11 protein-coding genes are annotated in these 14,988 nt (G+C 62.5%); 6 read left to right on the top strand and 5 right to left on the bottom strand.

Going from position 1 to position 14,988, the window contains the following annotated elements; all coding sequences use genetic code 11:
- Nucleotides 1-26 precede the first annotated feature (26 nt).
- The 4 genes from B0G73_RS02090 to B0G73_RS02075 all read left to right on the top strand — a co-directional run bounded on the left by B0G73_RS02090 (nucleotide 27) and on the right by B0G73_RS02075 (nucleotide 5,521).
- Nucleotides 27-1,604, top strand: coding sequence for a DUF3138 family protein (locus B0G73_RS02090; protein WP_106277413.1), 1,578 nt, complete (start codon nucleotides 27-29; stop codon nucleotides 1,602-1,604).
- Nucleotides 1,605-1,675: 71 nt separating this feature from the next.
- A complete protein-coding gene (locus B0G73_RS02085; RefSeq protein WP_106277411.1) occupies nucleotides 1,676-2,968 on the top strand; it encodes an FAD-binding oxidoreductase in 1,293 nt (430 codons plus the stop codon).
- Entirely contained in the window at nucleotides 2,968-4,308 is a 1,341-nt protein-coding gene (locus B0G73_RS02080) for an FAD-binding oxidoreductase (RefSeq protein ID WP_106277409.1), read from the top strand. Before B0G73_RS02085 ends, B0G73_RS02080 begins: the two co-directional genes overlap by 1 nt.
- 202 nt (nucleotides 4,309-4,510) lie before the next feature.
- Nucleotides 4,511-5,521, top strand: a complete 1,011-nt coding sequence (locus tag B0G73_RS02075; RefSeq protein ID WP_106277408.1) for a DUF2891 domain-containing protein — start codon at nucleotides 4,511-4,513, stop codon at nucleotides 5,519-5,521.
- Between the two features lie 197 nt (nucleotides 5,522-5,718).
- Here the strand turns inward: B0G73_RS02075 and B0G73_RS02070 are convergent, their stop codons facing one another.
- Nucleotides 5,719-6,144, bottom strand: coding sequence for a PRC-barrel domain-containing protein (locus B0G73_RS02070; protein ID WP_012426540.1), 426 nt, complete (start codon nucleotides 6,142-6,144; stop codon nucleotides 5,719-5,721).
- Nucleotides 6,145-6,374: 230 nt separating this feature from the next.
- Here B0G73_RS02070 and B0G73_RS02065 point away from each other — a divergent pair, with 230 nt between their 5' ends.
- Nucleotides 6,375-8,750 (top strand): DNA polymerase II, encoded by a 2,376-nt coding sequence (locus B0G73_RS02065; protein WP_106277407.1) that lies wholly within the window; start codon nucleotides 6,375-6,377, stop codon nucleotides 8,748-8,750.
- 48 nt (nucleotides 8,751-8,798) lie between these two features.
- A complete protein-coding gene (locus B0G73_RS02060; protein ID WP_106277405.1) occupies nucleotides 8,799-9,779 on the top strand; it encodes an LLM class oxidoreductase in 981 nt (326 codons plus the stop codon).
- Nucleotides 9,780-9,805: 26 nt separating this feature from the next.
- Here the strand turns inward: B0G73_RS02060 and B0G73_RS02055 are convergent, their stop codons facing one another.
- The 4 genes from B0G73_RS02055 to B0G73_RS02040 are packed head-to-tail and all read right to left on the bottom strand — an operon-like array spanning nucleotide 9,806 to nucleotide 14,909.
- The gene (locus B0G73_RS02055) at nucleotides 9,806-11,074 is read right to left on the bottom strand and encodes an MFS transporter (RefSeq protein WP_106277403.1); all 1,269 of its coding nucleotides are present in this window, start codon (nucleotides 11,072-11,074) and stop codon (nucleotides 9,806-9,808) included.
- A 1-nt stretch (nucleotide 11,075) separates the two neighbouring features.
- Nucleotides 11,076-11,630 (bottom strand): GAF domain-containing protein, encoded by a 555-nt coding sequence (locus B0G73_RS02050; RefSeq protein ID WP_181196476.1) that lies wholly within the window; start codon nucleotides 11,628-11,630, stop codon nucleotides 11,076-11,078.
- 33 nt (nucleotides 11,631-11,663) lie between these two features.
- A complete protein-coding gene (locus tag B0G73_RS02045) occupies nucleotides 11,664-13,076 on the bottom strand; it encodes an MFS transporter (RefSeq protein WP_106277401.1) in 1,413 nt (470 codons plus the stop codon).
- Between the two features lie 48 nt (nucleotides 13,077-13,124).
- The gene (locus B0G73_RS02040) at nucleotides 13,125-14,909 is read right to left on the bottom strand and encodes a gamma-glutamyltransferase family protein (protein WP_106277399.1); all 1,785 of its coding nucleotides are present in this window, start codon (nucleotides 14,907-14,909) and stop codon (nucleotides 13,125-13,127) included.
- Between the last annotated feature and the right edge of the window lie 79 nt (nucleotides 14,910-14,988).

Genomic DNA, 14,988 nt, shown 5'->3' with positions numbered 1-14,988 from the left:
CAATACGACCAATAAGGAGAATTTGAATGAGAAAGAAGCTCATCTGTCTGTTGGTGGCGGGGAGTCTGCCTGGCGTGGCCATGGCGGATGCCACCAGCGACCAGATCAAGGCGCTCCAGGCCCAGCTCAATGCACTGCAAAAAGAGGTCAAGCAGTTGCGGGCTGAAGTCGCCACCAAGCCGAAGGCAGCCACCGCGGCGACGGCCGCGACAGCGGCCCCCGCCCCGGCGATAGTGGCCGCGCCGGTGGATGTCTCGTCGCCTGCTTACGGCAAGGCTCAGGCGACGCTGACCAACGACGACGTGACGGCGATGAAGCAGCAGATCGCCAATCAGCAGTTGAAGGTCGATTCGCTCGAAGACGCCGCGCAGACCGGGCCGATCGCCGGTTTGTCGGTGACGGGTTATATCGACCCGACGTACCTGTATAACCGTGCACAGAGCAGTTCGTCGTTCCTGTTCGCGAACCACGAAAGCAGCTACAACTACTTCAACAGCACGTTCGGCGATCTGTACCTCGACATCACGAAGACCTTCGGTGTCGGCCCGATGGCGCCGTCGGCGGAAATCACGTTGATGCCGAACCGCGGCAACGGCATTACGCTGCTGCAAAACTCGCACGGCGATATCGGCAACAACATCCTGAACACGGCCGTGGTGAATGTGCCGTTGACGGCGACCACGACACTCGTGGCCGGTTTGATTCCGAGCTTCGGCGGCTATGAAGTGCAGCAGTCGAATCAGATGCTCACGCTGACGCACAACCTGCTGTACGACTTCTCGGATCCGGGCAGCTACATCGGGATCGGCGCGAACTACACGGCCGGCAACTGGGCGTGGAAGTTCTTCCTCGGCAACGAGCAGTACCGCACGTTCGGCGCAGTCACGCAGACGGGCACGAACGCGCTGGGCGATCCGATCACGACCAGCAACAAGATTCCGACGTTCACGGCCCGCACCGACTACACGTGGTCGAGCGCACTGGATCTCGGCGCGTCGATCAACATCGGCCGTCAGACCCTGCCTAGCTCGGTCGACGCAAACGGCACGGTCAGCTACGGCGTGGGCGGCCAGGCGCCGAGCTCGGGCGGCACATTCTTCTTCACCGAAGCGGACCTGACCTACACGCTCGCCGACGTGCAGTACAACGCCGAGCTCGACTACGGCCAGCAGCAAAACGCCGCGTACAACGGCGGCCAGGCTCAATGGTACGGCCTGTCGCTGCTCGCGCACCGCAAGTTCAATCTGCCGGTGGTGGGCCGCATGGGCGCGACAGTGCGTTATGACCTGCTGGTCGACAGCAAGAACGGCGGCGGCGGCGGTGGCATCGCGCTGAACGGCAACGGCATGGACACGGCGAACGGCTTCGGTATCGGCGCGGACTGTCTCGCCAATTCGCAGGCGAACGGCGGCCTTGGTTTCGAATGCAAGGGCGCGACCCGCCAGGATGTTTCGCTCGATCTGCTGTTCTATCCGACCCAGCAGATCACGGTCAAGGTGGAATACCGCCACGACTGGGCCAACAAGCAGGTGTTCCTGAAGAACGACGGTTCGTATGGCAAGTCCAACGACCTGCTCGCAACCCAGTTCATCTACTCGTTCTAATCTGTTCTGCCGGCGCGTGGCCTTGTGGTCGAAAAGGCCACGCGCACAGGCTCTTTGCGCATGCTCTGCCTATGCTCCGATTCTCGAACCAGCCTCACGTCGCCTCGTACTACGCCGCCACTGCCAACGACAGCACCCGCCATCCCGCGCTCGACGAAACGATCAGCGTCGACGTTTGCGTGATCGGCGCGGGACTGACCGGCATTTCCACGGCGCTCAATCTTGCCGAACGCGGCCATTCGGTCGCGGTGCTCGAAGCATCGAAAGTCGGCTGGGCGGCGAGTGGCCGCAACGGCGGCCAGTTGATCGGCGGCTTCGCGTGCGATATCGATACGTTCGCGAAGTATCTGCCCGCCGACGACGTGAAGCGTGTTTGGGACATGGGGATCGAAACCCTCGATATCGTCAAGGAACGCGTTGCGAAGCATCAGATCGATTGCGATCTGACCATGGGCTACCTGACCGCGGCGAATAAGCCGCGCGATACCGACGCGCTGCAAAAATGGCGTGACGAAGCGCAGCGGCGCTTCGGCTACGACCGCTTCAGTTACGTCGATGCCGACGGCGTCGGCAACTATGTTCAATCGCAGCGCTATCTGGGCGGCTTGTTCGACGCGGACAGCGGCCATCTGCATCCGTTGAATTACACGTTGGGGCTGGCGCGCGCGGCGCGCGAAGCCGGCGTGCAAATTTTCGAGGACAGTTGCGTCACGGCCTTGCGTGAAGAAAACGGCCGGCATGTGGCTGAAACGGCACGCGGACGAGTGCAGGCACGCTTCGTCGTACTCGCCTGCAATACTTATCTGGGTCAGCTCGCCCCGGACGTGGCCAACAAGATCATGCCGGTCGGCACCTACGTGATTGCCACCGAACCGCTCGACCCCGATCGCGCCGAAGCGTTGATGCCCGCGAAAGCCGCCGTGTGCGACAGCCGCTTCGTACTGGATTACTTCCGTCCGGCGCCCGATCACCGCCTGCTGTGGGGCGGCAAAGTAAGTTACTCGAAGCTCGCGCCGCGCAACCTCGGCGAAGCGATGCGCCGCGATATGCTGAAGACCTTCCCGCAACTCGACGATGTCAAAATCGACTATGCATGGGGCGGTTTCGTCGACATCACCATGAACCGGGCGCCGCATTTCGGCCGGCTCTCGCCGACCGTGTATTTCGCACAAGGCTTCTCCGGGCATGGTGTAAATACCACTGGTCTCGCGGGCAAACTGATCGCCGAAGCGATCGACGGCCAGGCGTCGCGCTTCGATCTGTTCGGCAAGATTCGTCACCGCGACTTTCCCGGCGGCGCTACACTGCGCACCCCTGCCCTCGTACTCGCGATGGTCTGGTATCGAATGAAGGACCTGCTTTGATGAATGCTCCGACTCCCGGCTTCAACACACCTCACACGCTGAATACGCTCGACCGCCGCGCCGATGCGCTGATCGCCAACTCCTACTATGAAGCGAGCGCGACGCGTCCGCTCGCCGACGACCCCGCGCTCGACGGCACGCTCGAAGCCGACGTGTGCGTGATCGGCGCGGGCTTCTCCGGTTTGTCGGTAGCGCTGGAGTGCCGGGCGCGCGGCTTGTCGGTGGTCGTGCTCGATGCGCATCGTCCGGGTTGGGGCGCGTCGGGCCGCAACGGTGGGCAGACGCTGGTGGGTTTCGCGAAAGACGAGGTCATGGAACGCCAACTCGGTCTCGACGGCGCGCGGGCCGCATGGGCGATGTCGGTGGAAGGCGTGGCGCTGGTGCGCGAGCGTATCGAACATTACGGCATCGACTGCGATTTCACGTCCGGCTATCTGACCGTCGCCACCAAACCAAAACGCGTGCCCGATTTGCGTTCGTGGATGGAGTCGGCTTCGCAACGCTGGGGCTATTCGAAACTCTCGTGGCTAGATACCGACGCGGTCCGTTCGCGCGTCGCTTCGAAGCGCTATCTGGCCGGCGTCTACGATCCGTTTTCCGGCCATCTGCATCCGCTCAAGTACTGTCTCGGTCTCGCCGATGCGGCACGCCGCGAAGGCGCGCAGCTGTTCGCGCATTCGCCCGTGATCGAGGTCGTGCGAGGCGCGCGGCCTGTCGTGCGTACCGCTCGTGGCGAAGTGCGCTGCCGGTTCGTCGCGGCGTGCGGCAATGCCACGATCGGCGACGTGCTGCCCGCGCCGGTGGCCGCGCGTATCGCGCCGATCGCGTCGTATATCGTTGCTACTGAACCGCTAGGCAAGGAACGAGCCGATGCTTTGATCAAAGGGCGCGAGGCGATTTGCGACAACAACTTCTTTCTCGACTATTTCCGGTTGTCGGCGGACCATCGCGTGCTGTTCGGCGGGCGGGCGAGCTCGACCGGTGCTTCACCGGCGCAGCTCGGCGAAGAGATTCGCCAGCGCATGATCGGTGTGTTCCCGCAACTCGGCGACGTGAAAATCGATTATGCGTGGGGCGGTTTTGTCGACGTGACGCGCAATCGCGCGCCCGATTTTGGATCGATCGATCCAAATTACTTTTACGTGCAGGGCTTTTCCGGGCACGGCGTCGCGTTGACCGGTATTGCCGGGCGCGTGGTGGCCCAGGCAATGGCCGGTGAGACGAAAGCTTTCGATCTGTTTGCGCAATTGCGGCATGCGCGCTTTCCGGGCGGCCCTGCGTTGCGCGGCCCGGCGCTGGAACTGGGGATGATGTATCACCGGATTCTGGAGTTGTTCTAGGCACGGCCGGCACGCGGCGCAGCGCTTACGTTGCGCCGACAACCGCGACGACACTCGTCCTCCATATCACGTCGGCAGCGCTGCTATGACACCGGAACGAGGCGCGGCGCAATCCGGTCGCCCTTGCCGGCTACTTTACTATTGGTGACCCTCGACAGCATACTGTCATACTTATTCGTATGCCGCTTTCGAGGAGGCGCCGATGACCACTCAACTCACTCGCGAATTCGCGTCAAAATTCGCCAACTTGGCGCTGGCCCATCTCACGCGCGAATACCCGAACAAGCTGACGCATTCGCTCGCCGGGCCGCAAGACGTGCAAGGCCCGCGTGCGCTGCATCCGATTTTTTACGGCAGCTACGACTGGCATTCGTGCGTGCACGGCTACTGGTTGATTTTGCATCTACTCGATCGTTTTCCCGATCTGCCTGAAGCGGCGCGCATCGTCGCGGTGGTCGACGAGCATTTCACCGCGGCTAACGTGGCCGGTGAAGTGGCGTATCTCGAACTGCCGCACAACCGTGGTTTCGAGCGTCCGTATGGCTGGGCCTGGCTGCTCGCGTTGAGCGCACAACTCAGTTCGCTGAAACTCTCGGAAGCCGTGCGCTGGTCGAAAACCTTTGCGCCGCTTACCAAACTGTTTGTCGAGCGCTTCGAGGACTTTCTGCCGAAAGCCACCTACCCGCTGCGGGTGGGCACGCACTTCAACATGGCCTTCGCGTTGGCGCTGACGCTGGATTTCGCGCGGCAAACGTCGTGTGAATCGCTGGAAGCACTGGTCGTGAATACGGCGGAACGCTGGTTTCTGAATGACGTCGCGTGTCAGGCATGGGAGCCTGCCGGCGACGAATTCCTCTCGCCTTCGCTCATGGAAGCCGAGCTCATGCGGCGCATACTGCCGCCCGCGCAATTCGTCGACTGGTTCGGCCGCTTTCTGCCGGATCTCGGCTTGAAAAAGCCCGCTACGCTGTTCGAGCCCGTCACCGTGACGGATCGCACCGACGGCAAGATCGCGCACCTGGATGGTCTGAATCTCAGCCGCGCGTGGTGCCAACGTTCGCTCGCCCGCGCATTGCCCTCAGGCGATATTCGCCGAACCGTTCTGTTCGACGCAGCCGAACGGCATCTGCAAACCGCACTGCCGCACGTGGCCGGCGACTATATGGGCGAGCATTGGCTAGGCACATTTGCCACGCTCGCATTGGAAGCTTGAATTACGGCCTGATTCGAGACTTCGAATCGAACTCGACCGGCGGCATGGTCAACTGAAAAATACGAAAGCGGCGCCGCACGCGCAAAACGGTTTCTCACACCAACCGATTCGCGCTGCGAGCGCCGCTTTTGCATGCTGCGTCAATGCAGAGCCGCTTCTTGCGGCTCAGCCGGCGACGACGCGCCGGCCTGCTGCATTTACTGGCCCGTCAGCTTTTTAGGCTTCGGCGGCGCCTGAACCTTGTTGTACTGGAACTCGGGCGTTGCCTTCAAGGCATCTTTGGTGGCGCCCGCCAGATAGAAATTCCCCTCGCGAATATCCAGCGCTGCGATAGGCACCGCCACGTCGTGCGATGCCACGCCCAGGAAACCGCCCGCGGAGACGATGGCTGCGGACAGCGAGCCGTCCGGCGCGATCACCAGATCGCGGACCGTGCCGATTTTCGCGTTCTGGTCGTTGTAGACCGACTTGCCGAGAATGCTCTTCTTCACACTCCAGCCGCTCAGCAGCGCATTCGACTGCTCGACTGTGACGCTCAGCGGTTGCGTGCCGGCGACTTGCGCCTGTGCACCAAGGCTGGTTGCAGCTACCGCGACGACAACAACAAGTTTGCCCAACGTCATATCGCTTACTCCCTTCTTAGTAGACTTGACCGGCGCATGGCCCGCGCCGTATGGAATCGCTGCACCACGATCATACAGACTGCGCGGCGCGGTTGCATCCAGCGTGCCGCAAGGTCGCACGCGCACACCTCGACGCGCCGACGCCGCCACGCTCGGGGATGACGTCACGGCCCGAAGCGCATGGCGGTAAAATCGCGCAAGGCGATCACGCCGGTTTTTGAGGTGGCAGTTTGACTGAGCTTGAACAGGGTTTTATCTTGACCCGGCATTGGCGGGACACGCCCGCCGGCACCGAAGTCGATTTCTGGCTGGCCACGGACGGCGGGCCCCGGCACGTGCGCTTACGCCCTCAGCCTTCGGTGGCGTTCATTCCCGCCGAACATCGCGAGCGCGCGGAAACGATCCTGCGCCGCGAAGCGCCGCTCGATCTGCGAGTGCTCGATCTGTGCGACTTTCAGCATCGGCCGGTCATGGGGCTTTACTGCCCGCAGTACCGGCAATTGACGGGCTTCGAGAAACGTCTGAAGCAAGGCGGCGTCGACGTCTACGAAGCCGATATCTTTCCGCCCGAGCGCTACATGATGGAGCGCTTCATCACGGCGCCCGTGTGGTTCAGCGGCGACGCGCAGAGCGCCGAAAAGAGCAGCCCGCTCGTGAACAGCGAACTCAAGCCGGCCGCCGGCTATCGTCCGCCCTTGAAGCTGGTGTCGCTCGATATCGAAACCAGCGCTCACGCCGAGTTGTATTCGATCGCGCTGGAAGGATGCGGCCAGCGTCAGGTGTATATGCTGGGGCCGCCGAACGGCGACGCGGGCACGCTCGACTTCGCGCTCGAATACTGCGAAACCCGCGCACAGTTGCTGGAGAAACTCAACGCGTGGCTCGAACGGCACGATCCCGATGCGATCATCGGCTGGAATCTGGTGCAGTTCGATCTGCGCGTGCTGCAGCAGCATGCCGAACAATATCGCGTACCGCTGCGACTCGGCCGTGGCGGTGCGGTGATGGAATGGCGCGAGCACGGGCTCAAGCAGAACCACTTCTTCGCCGGCGCCGCGGGACGGTTGATTATCGACGGCATCGAGGCGCTGCGCTCGGCGACCTGGAGTTTCCCTTCGTTCAGTCTCGAACATGTCTCGCGCACCGTGCTGGGCGAAGGCAAGGCGATCGACAATCCGTATCAGCGCATGGACGAAATCAAGCGCCGCTTCGACGAGGACAAGCCCGCGCTCGCGCGCTACAACCTCAAAGATTGCGAGCTGGTCACGCGCATCTTCGCTAAAACAGAGTTGCTGCCGTTCCTGCTGGAACGCGCGAGCGTGACCGGTTTGCCGGCGGATCGCAGCGGCGGATCAGTGGCGGCGTTCACGCATCTGTATATGCCGCGCATGCATCGGCAAGGCTATGTCGCGCCCAATCTCGGCGACGTGGCCGGCGCCGCGAGCCCCGGCGGCTTCGTGATGGATTCGCGCCCCGGTCTCTACGACTCCGTGCTGGTGCTCGATTACAAGAGTCTGTATCCGTCGATTATTCGCACGTTTCTGATCGACCCTGTCGGTCTTGTCGAAGGCATGCTGAATCCCGCCGACGATCAATCGGTTCCGGGCTTTCTCGGCGCGCGCTTTTCACGCACGCACCATTGTTTGCCGTCGATCGTCGGGCAAGTGTGGCAAGGCCGCGAAACGGCCAAACGCGAGAACAACAAGCCGCTTTCGCAGGCATTGAAGATCATCATGAACGCCTTTTACGGCGTATTGGGATCGACCGGTTGCCGCTTCTTCGATCCGTGTCTCGCCTCGTCGATCACCATGCGCGGCCACGAAATCATGCATGCCACGCGCGAACTGATTCAAGCCGAAGGCTACGAAGTCATCTACGGCGATACGGATTCGACCTTCGTGTGGCTGAAACACGCGCACAGCGAAGCGGACGCGAGCCGCATCGGCCGCGCGCTGGTCGAACATATCAACGCGTGGTGGCGGCAGAATCTGCAAGAGAGATTCGGGCTCGACAGCGCGCTCGAACTGCAATTCGAACGGCACTATCGGCGCTTCTTCATGCCGACGATTCGCGGCGCCGAAGAAGGCAGCAAGAAACGCTACGCCGGCCTCACAGTGTTGCCGGACGGCAGCGAAGACATCGTCTATAAGGGACTCGAAACGGTACGCACCGACTGGACGCCGCTCGCGCAGCAGTTTCAGCAGGAACTGTATCGGCGCATCTTCACGCGGCAACCGTATCAGGACTACGTGCGCGACTATGTGCGCGACACGCTCGACGGCAAGCTCGACGATCAGCTCGTGTATCGCAAACGGCTGCGCCGGCCGCTCGAAGAATACGAGCGCAACGTGCCACCGCATGTGCGCGCGGCGCGTGTGGCGGACGAGTTCAACCGGCGGCAAGGGCGCCCGCTGCAATACCAGAACGGCGGGTGGATCAGCTATGTGATGACGGTTGCCGGACCCGAGCCGCTGGAAACGCTGCGCTCGGCAATCGATTACGAACATTATCTGACGCGTCAATTGCAGCCCGTCGCCGACGCTATCCTGCCGCTCCTGCGCGACGATTTCACGACCTTGATGTCAGGGCAGAAGCAGTTGTTCTGACGCAGTGTTAGCATCGGGCGTATCGACGACGCACAGCAAAGGCCACGCATGAACGAGTCGCACCTGATCGCGGCAGACACGCTGAAATCCGAACCGCAAACCACCGCGAACCGCGTGTTTTCCGACGGTGCGCTCAGTCTCGGACTCACGCTGCCGATGCTGCGCGCCGGCACGATCGTGGCCGATTTCGATGAGCAACTGGCGCTCGCGCGCCTCGCCGACGAACGCGGCTTTCGCGCGCTCTGGATACGCGACGTCCCGCTGAACAGCGCGGACTACCCGGACCCTGTCGGCCATCTCGATCCGTGGGTATTCCTTGGTGCGCTCGCTGCGAACACGCGGCGTATCGCGCTTGTGAGCGGCGCCATCGTGCTCACGCTGCGTCATCCGCTGCATATTGCCAAGGCGGCGCTGTCCGTCGATACGCTCAGTCACGGACGCTTTATTCTGGGTCTGGGTTCAGGCGACCGTCCACCGGAATATGCCGCATTCGGGCGCGAGGCCGACGAGCGGCGCGAACTGTATCGCAGTCACTGGGAGACGGTTGCCGCCGCCCTCGACGCACCGTCGCGCGTGATTCCCGATCGCACGCCCGAAGGTGCGCCTACCTTTCAACTTTTGCCCGAGCATTCGCGCGCGGTGCCGCTGCTTGCCGTGGGTTCGGGCGGTCAGAGCGTCGACTGGATCGCGCGCCATTCGCTGGGATGGATGACCTACCATCGCGAGCCGGACGCGCAGCACGCCCGCCACAGCATGTGGCGCGCCGCCGTCGAACGCGCGGCGCCCAAAGCGTTTCGCGCGTTCGGCGTCGCGATGCGGCTCGAACTCAGCAGCGATCCGCATGAGCCGGCTCAGGCCGTGACGCTCGGCTACCGGACCGGCCGGCTCGCGTTGATCGACATACTCAAAGCGCTACGCGCGGAGGGGACGCACCATGTGACGTTCAATCTGTCGTCGGAGCGTCCCGTCGCTGAGATCGTCAACGAACTCGCCGATGAGGTGTTGCCGCTGTTTCATCAGGAGACGTAGAAAGCGCGCTGCGCGCCCGCTTCGACTCACGGCGTGGATGGCCGGTCCGTGTCGTACAAGCGGTCCGGGATAAACAGCGCGGTCACGCCGCTCAGGAAGAACACCGCGCCCACCACGAGGAAACCCATACCGATGGAAAACTGCGTGGCCAGAAAACCGATGACGATAGGCGCCGCGCCCGAGCAGAAGCGCCCCAGGTTATAGGAGCCGCCCACCGCAGTGCCGCGGATGGAAGTGGCGAAACTCTCGGACATGAACGTGCCGATCATGCCCAGTGGTACGCCGTACAGGAACCCGAAGAAAAGCATGAGAACGGCAATGTTCTCCCGCGTGTGCCAGAAGATGATCACCGGCAGAAAAAGCGCGGCGCCCACGCAGCCGAGGACATACACACCACGCCGGCTCCAGCGGTCGCCTAGCCAGCCGGCGAAGATCTTGCCGATAAACGCGACGACGTAGGTCCCGATCATGTACCCGGCCAGTGAGCTGAACTTGATATGCAGTTCCTTTTCGAGGTACGTTGGCAGCCAGTTATTCAGGCCGTAGAACCCGGAAAGAATGAAAACCGAGGCCAACGTCCACAGGATAAACAGGGTTCGCGTCTGTCGATTGCTGAAAATCACGTGGTAGCGGCTGTCGCGCCAGCGGCGCTGGCTCGTGCGCTCGATGGCCTGGCTCGCCCTCCAGCTAGCCGGCTCGGGCACCGCGAACTTGATCGCCAACGCAAACACCACGGGTATGGCCGACACGTAGTACAGCGTGCGCCAGCCGTAGTGCGGCAAAATCCAGCTGCTCAGCGCAATGACCACGATATAACCGGCCGAAATGCCGGTCTGCAAGGCTCCCAGAATCAGTGAGCGCCGTTCCGTGGGCACGTATTCGGCAACGAGCGTCGTGACCAGCACCATGGAGCCGATGCCCAACGAACCGATAAAGCGGACGACCGCGAACTCCACAAAGCTGTGCGTAAGTCCGAGCAGCCCCGCGCCGAGCGAAAAGAGCGCCAACGCCCAGACCACCACCCTCACCCGCCCGATGCGATCGCTCGCCCAGCCGCCGAGAATCCCGCCGACTGCCATGCCTAGCAACGTCAGGCTGCCCAACGCGCCGGCCTGGACATTGCTCAGTCCGAAGTCGTCCTTGATACGCGTCAGCGTGAGGCCGTACATCATGACGTCCGCGCCATCGGCCATGAGCGCGAGATAACCGAGGATGAAAACAAGCAGCCAGCGGCCTTGCGACACCGAAGTCTGGCTCGCCGGCGACGCTGTCGCAACACGTTGGGTAGTGGTCATGTCAGAGCGGAGTCAAACTGCCGGTGGATAGCGTATGGCGAGTAATAAGAGCGGGAGCCAGGAAGGAACCGATCAGTAATCCCAACTCTTCATGCCGCGTTGTGTACCACCTCTCCCGATGCGTCAGGTTCATCGTGCCGATGCACACGCCGTCGTACGCAATCGGAATGTTCAGTATCGATCCGAGGCCCATGCCGGTCATTACGGTGTGATCGTCGAACGCTTCGCGAATGCCCTGTGCGGTTTCCGCGCGAAAGGGCTTGAGATCGAGCAGGATCTGTTTGGCCCACGGCGTGCCGTGCTTTTTCTTGCGCCCGCCAACCGGATAGACGTCGGGCATGTTCGTGTAGACGCGCTCCACCTCCTGGTTTTGCGCATCGTAGGACATGATCGTGAACAGGCTGAAGCCGATTGCGCTTGCCGCCACGTCGTGAACCGCACGGAAAATCGCCATCGGCTGACCCTTGATCCGCATGGCCCTCGCGAGTTGTTCAAGGTTCGACATGTCCAGCGCTTGCGGATCTAGCTGCGCAGTTTCGATCTGGATGCCTTGCATGGTCTGTATGGGAAGGTTGGCGGATGACGGCATTCAGCCGTGTAGTTCAGTGGAACTGAGCGGGCCTCGAACATCTTGCGTGCGACCGAATTCCTCGGCCTCGATGTCTTCGAGCGAGCGGTTGCGAGTCTCGATACCCAGGAAGAACACCACGCATGCGCCGATGAGCAGAACCGTCGTGGTCATCGCGAATACGCCCAGGAAGCCGAGCGTGGGATAGACGAGGCCGACCAGAATGGGCGCGCTCACCGAGCCGATGCGGCCAAACGATGATGACGAGCCGGTGCCGGTCGTGCGCACCGCGGTCGGGAATACTTCCGGGGTGTACGCATACACGCCTGCAAACGCACCATTCATGAAGAACGACAGGCAGATGCCCGCGACCATGATCGCGATACCGGTGTGAGAGAACGCAAGCGCGATGGCCGCTATGCCGCCCAGCAACATATACGACGCGACCACCGCCTTGCGCCCGATCCGTTCATTGAGCCAGGCGGCCGAAAAATAGCCCGGAATCTGCGCCCCATAGATCGCGATGGAATAGCCGAAGCTCTTCGTCATGGTGAGCCCTTCCTTGAGAAGCAGGCTCGGTATCCAGGAGAAGAACGAGTAATACGCGAATGCAACCGAGAACCACATCAGCCAGCTGACCGCCGTAGTGCGCGCCAGTCGCGGCGACCATAACGTGAGCACGTTCTGCAACGCGCTGCCGCTTGCACGCGCCGACGCGGGAAGCACGCCAACGGAGCCGACCGGCGGAAGACGAATGCCTCTGCCGGCAAACCATGACTCGATCGTGTTCACGATCCGGTTTGCTTCGTCCGTCCGGCCCTGGCTTTCGAGCCATCGCGGCGACTCAGGCAGCGTTCTGCGCCACCAGAGCAGCATGACGACAGGTAACGACGTCACCACGGCCAGGTAGCGCCAGCCGTCGGCATAGTTTCGCACCACGACGAAGCCGAGTATGGACGAACTCAGATAGCCGAACGACATGAAGCCGACCAGCGCCCCGCAAAACATGCCTCTGTAGCGACGCGGCACGAATTCCGCGAGGAATGGCGCGATCACCACCGTCTCCGCGCCGGAACCAAATCCCGCGACGATGCGCAGCGCGAAGAATGTGTGCCAGTCCGTCGCGGCAGCACTCGCGAGCGACGCGACACAGTAGATGGCCAGCGCCGTCATCATGATGCGACGACGGCCTATCAGATCGGCGAACACACCTGACAGGAAGGCGCCGAAGAAGTACCCGATATAGGTGCTGCTCGCGACGAGCCCGGTTTCGGCGCTGCTCAGGTGCCATAGCTTGCTCACGACCGGCAGCAGAAACGCGAGCGACGATGAATCGAGTCCATCGAACAGATACCCCAAGCCACCGATGAGCAGGAGTTTGCGGTGAAAGCCCGACAACGGAAGTCTTTCAAGACGAGCGGCTACGGCAGACACGTTAACTTTCTCCCTGAAGGAATGGACACGATCTCCGCCATGCCGAGGTTATCGCCCGACTGCGTAGGCCTGCATCTGACGAGGCGTCGCTGCGCCACGCATCAGACCGTTTCTGATTCCGACCGCGCAGACGCGCCCGAGCGACCACGGTTCGGCCACTGTCAGGTCGTGGCCACGCGCGCGTAATTCGGCAAGGGTGCTTTCCGGAAAGCGGGATTCGGCGGACATCTTGCCCAGATGCATGGCGCGCGGATAAAACGAACTCGGAAAATGCGCAGTCTGGAACGACGGCGAATCCGCGGCTGCCTGAAAATTCATGCCGGCGTGCACATGTTTGAGGAAGAGCTGGATCGACCATTGATCCTGCTGATCGCCGCCCGGCGTGCCGAACGCCGCATAGGGCTTGCCCGCGCGGGTGACCAGCGTCGGCGAAAGCGTGGTGCGCGGACGGCGCCGCGGCCCGAGCGACGAGGGCAAGCCCTCCTCCATCCAGAACATTTGCGCACGCGTGGTCACGTTGAAGCCGAGGCCGGGCACCGCCGGCGACGCCTGCAGCCAGCCGCCCGACGGCGTGGCCGACACCATGTTGCCCCAGCGGTCGACGACATCGAGATGAACCGTATCGCCTCGCAGTTCGGGCAACGGCGCGAAGGTCGGCTCACCCTGGCCGAAGCCGCCGAACTGTTCCTTGCCCGCCAGCGCCATGATGCGCGCGGCGCGCCGCTCGCTGTCGCCGAGCGTGCCGGGACGAAATTCGAGCGACGCCCGGCGCGGGTCCACCAGCCGACGACGTTCGTCGTTATAGGCGTCGCTCAGCAGCACGTCCATGGGCACGTGCGCGAACGCAGGGTCGCCGTAGAACACCTCGCGGTCGGCGAACGCGAGCTTCGAGCATTCGATGATCGTATGCACGAAATCCGGTCCCATCGGGTCCATGGCCGCGAGATCGAATCCCTTGAGCAGTGCGAGCTGCTGCAGGAACATCGGCCCCTGGCCCCATGGGCCGGTCTTGTGCACACGGAGCTCGCCATAGTCGTACGAAACGGGGTCTTCGTAGGACGGTTCCCAGCGCGCGAGGTCGCCGGCATCGAGCAGGCCGCGATTGCGCTGACCCGACGTGTCGAGCACGGCCGTCGAACCAAAATACTGGTCGATGGCATCAGCCACGAAGCCGTGATAAAAAACCTCGCGGGCGCGTTCGCACTGTTCGCTGCGGTCACGCCGGGTATTCGCTTCGCGCAGAATACGCTTATACGTGTTCGCAATGGCCGGATTGGCGAATAGCTGATTCGGCATCGGTGCGTCGCCGTCGCGCAGCCATTGCTCGGCTGAAGTCGTCCATTCGGTCCGGAAGAAATCCTTGATGGCGAGGATCGATGAGGTCATGCGCGGCAGCACCGGGTAGCCGTTTTCCGCGTAACCGATCGCGTAACTCAGCACATCTTCGAGCGGCAACTGGCCGTAATCGCGCAACATGGCCATCCACCCGCCGAATGCGCCGGGCACGACGGCCGGCAGCAGTCCCGTACCCGGCACGACTTCCAGCCCCAACTTGCGCATGCGCTCGATAGTCATGCTCGCGGGCGTCACGCCCTGCCCGCACAGCACGCGCACGCGGTCTTCGCGCGCGCTGTAGAACACCACCGGCAATTCGCCGCCCGGACCGTTCAGATGCGGTTCGACGATCTGCAAAACAAAACCGGCGGCGGCGGCGGCATCGAACGCGTTACCGCCTTTCTCGAGCACGGCCATGGCCGACGCGCTGGCCAGCCAATGCGTGGAAGCGACCATGCCGAATGTGCCGATCAGTTCCGGGCGGGTGGTGAACGACATGCGCTGCTCCTTTGCGATCGCGGGCAACTGGCGCCCGAACCAATCTCTATAGGTACACGTTGAACAAGCGACAAAGATG

This window comes from Paraburkholderia sp. BL25I1N1 (assembly GCF_003002025.1).
Classification (GTDB): domain Bacteria; phylum Pseudomonadota; class Gammaproteobacteria; order Burkholderiales; family Burkholderiaceae; genus Paraburkholderia.
Note: the sequence above shows the minus strand (reverse complement) of the source record. Positions and strands in the feature narration are given on the sequence as shown.